At 44.5% G+C, this 7,502-nt stretch carries 9 protein-coding genes; 6 read left to right on the plus strand and 3 right to left on the minus strand.

The genetic code is table 11. From position 1 onward, the window contains the following. Window positions 1-721, minus strand: a 721-nt coding sequence (gene tal, locus QVA83_RS09805) for a transaldolase (RefSeq protein ID WP_287498421.1), incomplete at its 3' end; no start/stop codon positions are given. 376 nt (window positions 722-1,097) lie between these two features. Between tal and yaaA the strand changes: the two genes are divergently transcribed. Together yaaA and QVA83_RS09815 are read left to right on the plus strand one after the other, a co-directional pair. Then, the gene (yaaA, locus tag QVA83_RS09810; protein ID WP_014950481.1) at window positions 1,098-1,874 is read left to right on the plus strand and encodes a peroxide stress protein YaaA; all 777 of its coding nucleotides are present in this window, start codon (window positions 1,098-1,100) and stop codon (window positions 1,872-1,874) included. A gap of 44 nt (window positions 1,875-1,918) precedes the next feature. Next, window positions 1,919-2,272: an RNA recognition motif domain-containing protein gene (locus QVA83_RS09815; protein WP_014950480.1), complete on the plus strand. Its 354-nt coding sequence runs from the start codon at window positions 1,919-1,921 to the stop codon at window positions 2,270-2,272. Between the two features lie 60 nt (window positions 2,273-2,332). Here the strand turns inward: QVA83_RS09815 and QVA83_RS09820 are convergent, their stop codons facing one another. Next, window positions 2,333-3,592: an MFS transporter gene (locus tag QVA83_RS09820; RefSeq protein ID WP_039232054.1), complete on the minus strand. Its 1,260-nt coding sequence runs from the start codon at window positions 3,590-3,592 to the stop codon at window positions 2,333-2,335. A gap of 663 nt (window positions 3,593-4,255) precedes the next feature. Between QVA83_RS09820 and QVA83_RS09825 the strand changes: the two genes are divergently transcribed. From QVA83_RS09825 to QVA83_RS09835, 3 genes are read left to right on the plus strand one after another with little or no spacing between them, the layout of a single operon-like run. After that, entirely contained in the window at window positions 4,256-4,747 is a 492-nt protein-coding gene (locus tag QVA83_RS09825) for a helix-turn-helix domain-containing protein (protein ID WP_080589203.1), read from the plus strand. Continuing rightward, window positions 4,744-5,466 (plus strand): AzlC family ABC transporter permease, encoded by a 723-nt coding sequence (locus tag QVA83_RS09830; RefSeq protein ID WP_061095739.1) that lies wholly within the window; start codon window positions 4,744-4,746, stop codon window positions 5,464-5,466. The genes QVA83_RS09825 and QVA83_RS09830 overlap by 4 nt, the downstream gene beginning before the upstream one ends. Beyond that, window positions 5,456-5,797 (plus strand): AzlD domain-containing protein, encoded by a 342-nt coding sequence (locus tag QVA83_RS09835; protein ID WP_069944792.1) that lies wholly within the window; start codon window positions 5,456-5,458, stop codon window positions 5,795-5,797. The genes QVA83_RS09830 and QVA83_RS09835 overlap by 11 nt, the downstream gene beginning before the upstream one ends. Before the next feature lie 28 nt (window positions 5,798-5,825). Here QVA83_RS09835 and msrA read toward each other — a convergent pair whose 3' ends face one another. Then, window positions 5,826-6,437, minus strand: a complete 612-nt coding sequence (msrA, locus tag QVA83_RS09840; RefSeq protein WP_069944791.1) for a peptide-methionine (S)-S-oxide reductase MsrA — start codon at window positions 6,435-6,437, stop codon at window positions 5,826-5,828. A gap of 430 nt (window positions 6,438-6,867) precedes the next feature. Here msrA and QVA83_RS09845 point away from each other — a divergent pair, with 430 nt between their 5' ends. After that, a complete protein-coding gene (locus QVA83_RS09845) occupies window positions 6,868-7,302 on the plus strand; it encodes an OsmC family protein (protein WP_069944790.1) in 435 nt (144 codons plus the stop codon). Window positions 7,303-7,502 lie beyond the last annotated feature (200 nt).

The raw sequence follows: 7,502 nt of genomic DNA on the forward strand, positions 1-7,502 counted from the left end.
GATCACAACCTGCCAACGCTTGAATTTCACCAATGTTACGGAAGCTTGCGCCCATCACTACGGTATTGTAGCCGTGGTCTTTGTAGTAGTTATAAATTTTAGTTACAGATACTACGCCTGGATCTTCATCTGGTGCGTAAGACTCAGTACCGGTCGCTTTTTTGTACCAGTCTAAAATGCGCCCTACAAATGGAGAGATAAGATAAACACCGGCCTCTGCACAAGCTTGTGCTTGGGCGAAGCTGAATAGAAGCGTTAAGTTACACTGAATGCCTTTCTTCTCTAGCTCTTCTGCTGCCTGAATACCTTCCCAAGTAGAGGCAATTTTAATAAGAATGCGTGACTTATCGATACCCGCGTCTTCATATAGCTGAACCAAACGTTCCGCTTTTTCGATAGTGGCGGCAGTGTCGAACGATAGGCGAGCGTCTACTTCAGTTGAGATTCGCCCAGGAATAGTGGCAGAGATTTCTTTACCAATCGCTACCGCTAGTTTGTCTGCTGCATCAGTAAGCTGCTGGTCAGCGTCGTTTGACTGAAGTTTTGCCCATGCTACTGCATCATCAATTAGGCTTGCATATTGAGGAAGACCAGCCGCTTTTAAAAGTAGCGACGGGTTAGTTGTGGCATCGACTGGTTGATACTTTTTAATGGCATCGATGTCGCCCGTGTCGGCAACAACGGTAGTGATATCACGTAATGAAGCTAACTGATTGCTCATAATTCTCTCTGTTCTTTATCAAAATAAATTTGGACAACTCGCTGGAAAAGCCAGTTGAATAAAACGGTTCGCTTGCGCGTGTGTAGGGCTTCGCGCTTGCGTTCTTTTTTACCAGTTCTTAGTTCTTTAATAAGTACTGGTACATGCAGCGCTTTGGTAATTGAGGTACGTTCACGGAGGGTGTATCTCAATTATTGTTTGAATAATTATTTGTAACGCTATTTATATCAAACCCGTGTGACAATTCATACATTGAATAGCGACAAAATGGCTAATCGGATTTCTCTGTTAAGCCAATTTACGTCTTTCTTATGCCATTTTGCTTTTTGGAGCGTATCAGGTGGTACAATACCAGCGTAAAAATTAAGGAGTCGAAATGTTAGTTGTAGTATCCCCAGCAAAAAATTTAGATTTTGAAAGCGAAATTCCTGTGAGCCAGTTCACTCAGCCTGCCATGCTTGAAGACACTGAACGTTTGATGGAAGTTTGCCGCACCTTATCGCCTGCTGACTTATCATCGCTGATGAAGATAAGCGACAAGTTAGCAACGTTGAACGCCAACCGTTTTGCTGAGTTTTCTACGCCGTTTTCGCCCGATAATGCACGCCAAGCAATGTATGCGTTTAATGGTGATGTGTACACTGGGTTAGATGCTTACTCGCTTGATAGCGAAACGGTCGAATATGCGCAAAAACATCTTCGAATTCTGTCTGGCCTATACGGATTGCTTCGTCCTCTAGACTTAATGCAGGCCTATCGTTTAGAAATGGGTACTAAATTAGCAAACCCTGAAGGTAAAGACCTGTATGCGTTTTGGGATGATCGCATTACTTATGTGCTAAATAAGGCATTAGAAGCACAGGGTGACAATGTGTTGATCAACCTTGCTTCAAATGAGTACTTTAAAGCAGTGAAGAAAAAGTCTTTAGATGGCATGATCATTACGCCAACGTTTAAAGACTGCAAGAATGGTCAGTATAAAATTATCAGTTTCTTTGCGAAGAAAGCCCGTGGTTTAATGGCGCGTTATATTCTTGAAAACCGTGTAGAAGACGTAGAAGGTCTGAAAAACTTCGACGTAGATGGCTATGTGTTTAGCGAAGAACAAAGTTCATCAACGGAACTTGTGTTTCTGCGTAACCAGGAAAGTTAATAACACCCGTTCATCCATAATCACCTTAAAAGTAGGACATAAATTTGAGCATATTAGTTCGCAATTTACCTAAAACATTTACTCAGGAGAATCTTGAAGACTTGTTTTTCGAGTTTGGCACCATAGCGTCGTGCGACTTGGTGATGGATGAGGCTACTGGCTTATCGAAAGGCTTTGGTTTCGTAGAAATGAGCACGCAAGAAGAAACCGATAAAGCCATTGAAAAACTTAACGCCAAAGTTATCGACGGTAAGAAAATTCGTGTTAAGTGGTCAAATCAAGAGAAGAAGCAGGCTGAAGCGATAGCTAGTGCGCCAGCGCCCAAAAGAGACATTCCCGAAGATGTATGGGGAAGTGCTTCTTGCAATAACTCTGATCGTGAAAACGACGCCGAGTAATACCGAGGGAATACAACTAACAAGCGCTGACAACAAAGGTTGTCAGCGCTAAACCTTCATTTAACCAGATACGGTTGCTGTTTGTACTTGAGTATTGCGAGCAGTCATAACAATGGCCAGCCACACCAGTACACCACCACCGGCAAGCGCTAGGCCTACCCAACCCGTTGATGTATAGCCATAACCTGCTGACAGTGTCATTCCTGCCAACCAAGGGCCAAGCGCATTAGCGGTGTTAAAAGCCGCATGGTTCATGGCGCCGGCTAAAGTCTGAGCCTCGCCAGCGACGTCCATAAGCCTTGTTTGCAGCGGCACCACCATGCCACCACCGATACCAATGAAAAACAGTGATGCTGCCATTAAGTATGGATTCCCCATCGACGCAGCGTAAGCTGCAGCTGATAGGCCTAGTAAAACCTGAAACGTAATCGCTGACGTCAGTAGCCTGCCTTCAGAATAGCGGCCTGCAATAATATTGCCCAAGGTTACGCCTATGCCATAGATAAGCAATGTGGCCGAGATTCCCCACTCAGGTGATGAGGTTGTATTGAGGTAAGAGGCGCTGAAATAAGAATAAACTGAGAACATACCACCAAAGCCAATCGCGCCCATAAGTAGTACCAGCAGCACATCTTTGTTTTTCAGAGCTTTAAGCTCGGTTAGTGGTTTGGCATCTGGATTAGGGCCGCGGTACGGTGCGGTTTTCCAAACCATTAATGCAGTAACTAGCGCAAAGGCTGAAATAATAAAGAAGCCAGTGCGCCATCCGAACATTTGCCCAATACCGCTAATTGACGGCACACCAATAATATTGGCAATAGCCAAGCCTAAAATGACGTTACTGACTGCTTGCGCCCGTTTATTCTTACCGGCAATGTCTGCAGCAAAGAGCATGGCAATGCCGAAGTAAGCGCCATGAGGTAGGCCAGCAATAAAGCGCGCTATGTTCATTGTCCATTCTGACCACGCTAGCGCTGTTAGTAAGTTTCCGCCAGCATAAAATACCATCATGGAAATAAGCATGGTGCGTCTTGCAAGCCTGGAAAAAAAGATAGTGATAAGCGGCGCGCCCACTACAACACCAATGGCATAAGCACTAATTGCGTGACCGGCGACATTTTCAGTAATGCCAAAATCTTCTGCAAAGTAAGGTAATAAACCCATTGCCGCAAATTCACTGCAACCAATCACAAAGGTTCCGAAAGCCAGCCAAAAGGTTATAGTGGCCAGTGAGTATTCACCCAACGCTGAGTGCTGCTCTGAATAGGCCTGCTTTGAAGAGGCTTGGTCAGAAAGAATCTTGTCAGTTTGATTCGTCATAAACGTCCTTTTGTTCATTGAGTTCAATCACGTACTTAGTGGCTGTTTTAGCGAGGGTCTGTTGAGCTTTGCTGTGCATTTTTACAATGTCTGTGTTTCATCAAAGATAAAAGACGCTCAGCAGACTAGCGCTTTGATGAAACGCAAAAACCGGCTCAACGGAATGTTTGCCGGTTCTCTTCGAATAGTCGCCCTTATCATCGATAATATTTAGCAACCGTCGGTAATATTTAGCAATGATCAATAGCCCACAGGTTCGTGCTTTTCGTATTCGTTTAATGCAAGAGATCGTAGCATCGCTCAGATAGCAAGTAACGGTAACTGATAAGGTTTCTTAATCAATTCAGCGATTTAAATGTAGTGCTTATGTTAATAAATTACGTCGGACCTTTTGCGTTAGAAAGTCGAATGGGCGTTTATAAAAAGCGAAGGTGACTGTTTTCTGTGCACAAATATTGGTTACCTTTTAGTTCATCCCTTTGTCATCTTTTAACATTTGTCACGTTTTCCAATCGTGGCGTGAGCACAACGCCGTATCTATGCCTCCATTGAAAACAAACTTCTTGACTTTGAGGTGTTCTATATATAGAACGTTCTTTAAATGGAACAACATTAAATTGGTAAGGTGTGAATCAATCAACGCTCAACATCCTCGGAAGGCATTTGCAGAAACTCAGGCAAGACAAAGGTGTCTCGCTGTCGCAATTGGCAGCAGGGGCAGGTATCGCTAAATCTAACCTTTCAAGATTGGAGCAGGGCAACGGCAACCCGACGCTAGACACCATTTGGCGGTTGGCTAAACAACTGGACGTTCCGTTCGGTCAGCTAGTTCAGCCTCTTAGCGCAAGCGTTGGAGAAAAGGGCGTAGAAGTTCGTTTAATTGAGCAAGGACAAGGTATCCCGAACGTTGATGCTTATTGGATGTCGGTTGCACCCAATACTTTTCGAGAGGCAGAAGCTCACGCCACAGGAACAGAAGAAACGATTACCGTTGTTAGCGGCTCTCTAGAAGCTGGGAATAGTGGAAATACTCAATGGCTGCATCCGGGTCAAAGTTTAGCATTTAACGCTGATTTGCCCCACGTATACAAAACGGGAGACGAGTGGGCGACATGTCTTATCACAATCGTTTATCACAAAGAGGCAAAGGAATGAGCCAACTTTCATCAAAAAGTGGACTTAAGCAAGGGGTTATTGACGGGTTACCTTTGTTAGGTGGCTATATTCCGGTAGCCATTTCATTTGGCGTGATCGCAGTTCAAGCCGGTTTTTCTACGCTGGAAGCCACGCTAATTTCCATATTCATTTACGCAGGCGCGTCGCAGTTTCTTTTGGTAGCCATGGTGGCATCAGGTGCGCCACTTTGGCTAGCGGTTTGTATGACGTTATTAGTTAATGTACGTCATGTGGTTTATGCGCCCAACTTGGTGCCTTATTTACCGCAAAGTAAAGCTTGGCCCTATTTAATGCACGGCCTTACTGACCAGATTTTTGCGCTAGCCCATACTCGCTTGCCGCTAATGGACGATGCTAAAAAGGTAGATTGGTTTAAAGGTGTATCGATGGTGGCGTGGCTTAGTTGGATCGTAGGGACAGCGCTTGGCGGTATCGCAGGGGACTCCCTTACCCAACAATGGCCAATATTAGACAGCGTGATGCCCTTTGCTTTACCTGCACTTTTCCTTGTGCTACTCGCGCCTAAATTCTCAAGTAAACTGTGGAGCGCTACCTTGCTCGTTACAATGACGGCGGCTCTCTTTTTGGCTCTCAGCGCCTTTAAAAACGCTGCAATTCCGTTGGCAGCACTATGCGGTGCGATAACCTTTTATTTTCTTACCTCGCACGTTGAAAGGAAGCAATCTCATGCACGTTGATATCTGGATAGCCATTGTTGTTGCAGCCATCGGGACATATGCATTGCGCGTAGGCCCGTTGCTGTGGACTCAGCGTCACTTTAATAAGCACAAAGCGAATAACACCGAAGCGCGCTTACCTGCGTGGCTAAGCGTGTTAGGGCCGCTGATGATTGCCGCCATGCTTGGAGCGTCACTTATTCCAAAAGTACCGTCAGCGGCGAGTTGGATTGCAACGGCAATAGGCACTGTTGTCACTGTGGTTGTTTGGCGCAAATTCAAAAGCTTAGGGCTGCCAGTGTTTTGCGGCGTGCTTTCTTTTGGTGTGGCTTTTGGTATCGCTTTGGTTTAGCGTTGGGCGTAGATGTTAAGTTGCTGGGCTAAGACTTATTCTTACCCAAGGCTTTCTCGCCCCAAATTTCTTCCAAGCGCTGGTCACGCCCACAGTTCCATCGGTAGAACTTATAGCGAACGGGACTTTTTTTATAAAAATCTTGATGGCCAATTTCGTCGCCTTTTATCGGATAAAAGGTAGAAGCATCGAGTATGGGCGTTACCACCTTTTTATTGGGAAATTGGGCTACCACGTCAGCTTTTGTTTTTTCTGCTATAGCACGTTCTTTATCGTTTGCTACAAAGATGGCGCTTAAGTAACTGGGTCCCTTATCACAAAACTGACCTCGGTCATCGAAAGGGTCAATGTTTACCCAAAAATGATCGAGAATATCATTATAAGAAAGCATATCGCCGTCGTAGGTGATCTTTACCGCCTCAAAGTGTCCCTTGTGATTGCCATTATAAGTCGGATTTGGCGCGCTTCCGCCAGTGAACCCCGACACTACATCAGTAACCCCGTCTAGCTTTTCAAAATCAGACTCCATGCACCAAAAGCAGCCCCCAGCTAGTATGGCCTCGTCGGCACTTGTTGATGGCGTAAAAACCGAAGCGCTTAACGCTGTGCTAATTAAAACTGCAGAAAGTGTTAATTTCATCACTCACCTTTTATGTGTTGGTTTAACGTTGAAGCGACCTTCGCGTTTAATTCGTCAGGTCCCAGTTTGCGAAGATATACGGTTAACAAATAAAGAACGGTTTAAGCTGAAATTAATTTCATCGCGGTGCAGCGAGTTAATTCCATTTTTGTTTTACAAGCGCACATTTTTTCTAAGCGCACATTGCGAAGCTTGAGGCTTTGCGCGAAAGCATAGGTACTGAAAAAGACTAGGAGGAGGTAAGTAAAATTTTCATCTCACCCTGTAGTCTTCTTTCAAAAAGGGAACTGTCTCTGATTCCATCATTTACAAGATGATGCTGTAAAGCCGCTATGACAAGGGATAGAGCGATTTCTTATGATCGGCAGAGCACTTGCATCTTATCCAACTACATGAAAATCAGTTTAGTTAAAATGAAAGGAAAGATGATATGTCGATAGTCAAATCAGGTAGTGCAGTTTACAAACCGCTAGGTAAAAAGGGAAAGGGGAGCATTTCTACACAAACCGGTGCTTTATCGAACCAGCCTTATGGTTTTAACACGCGGTTTGAAGATGGAAAGGGAACCAACCCCGAGGAATTAATTGGTGCGGCGCATGCGAGTTGCTTCACCATGGCACTTTCTTTTGCGCTTTCAGATGCGGGATACAATGACGGCGAGTTAAATACCACTGCAAAAATCAGTTTAGAGAAAAACGATGACGGCTTTGAAATAACTCAATCGGCACTAAGCTTAGATGCTGAGGTTGAAGGGATTTCCGAAGATGAGTTTGAGAAAATTGCACAGGAAGCAAAAGAAAATTGCCCAGTATCTCAACTTCTTAATGCCAACATCACATTGGAATACCGATTGAATATTGAATAAGAGATAAAGGTTATTACTACCCTTATCGAAAGATAGGACTCGCTTTGTTAGACAACAGCAGGCAGTTGTTTTTATCAAGTGTGTGTCGTCCTAATATAGGTTGACAGTTATTAGGCCAGCTCTCGAAGCTGGCCTTTTCTATTATGCACTGCGTTAGGCGTTTCCATATCTAATGCTAAGTGCGGTCTCATTTCATTGTA

This window comes from Alteromonas sp. AO-Serp, from assembly GCF_017849675.1.
Lineage (GTDB): Bacteria > Pseudomonadota > Gammaproteobacteria > Enterobacterales > Alteromonadaceae > Alteromonas > Alteromonas macleodii.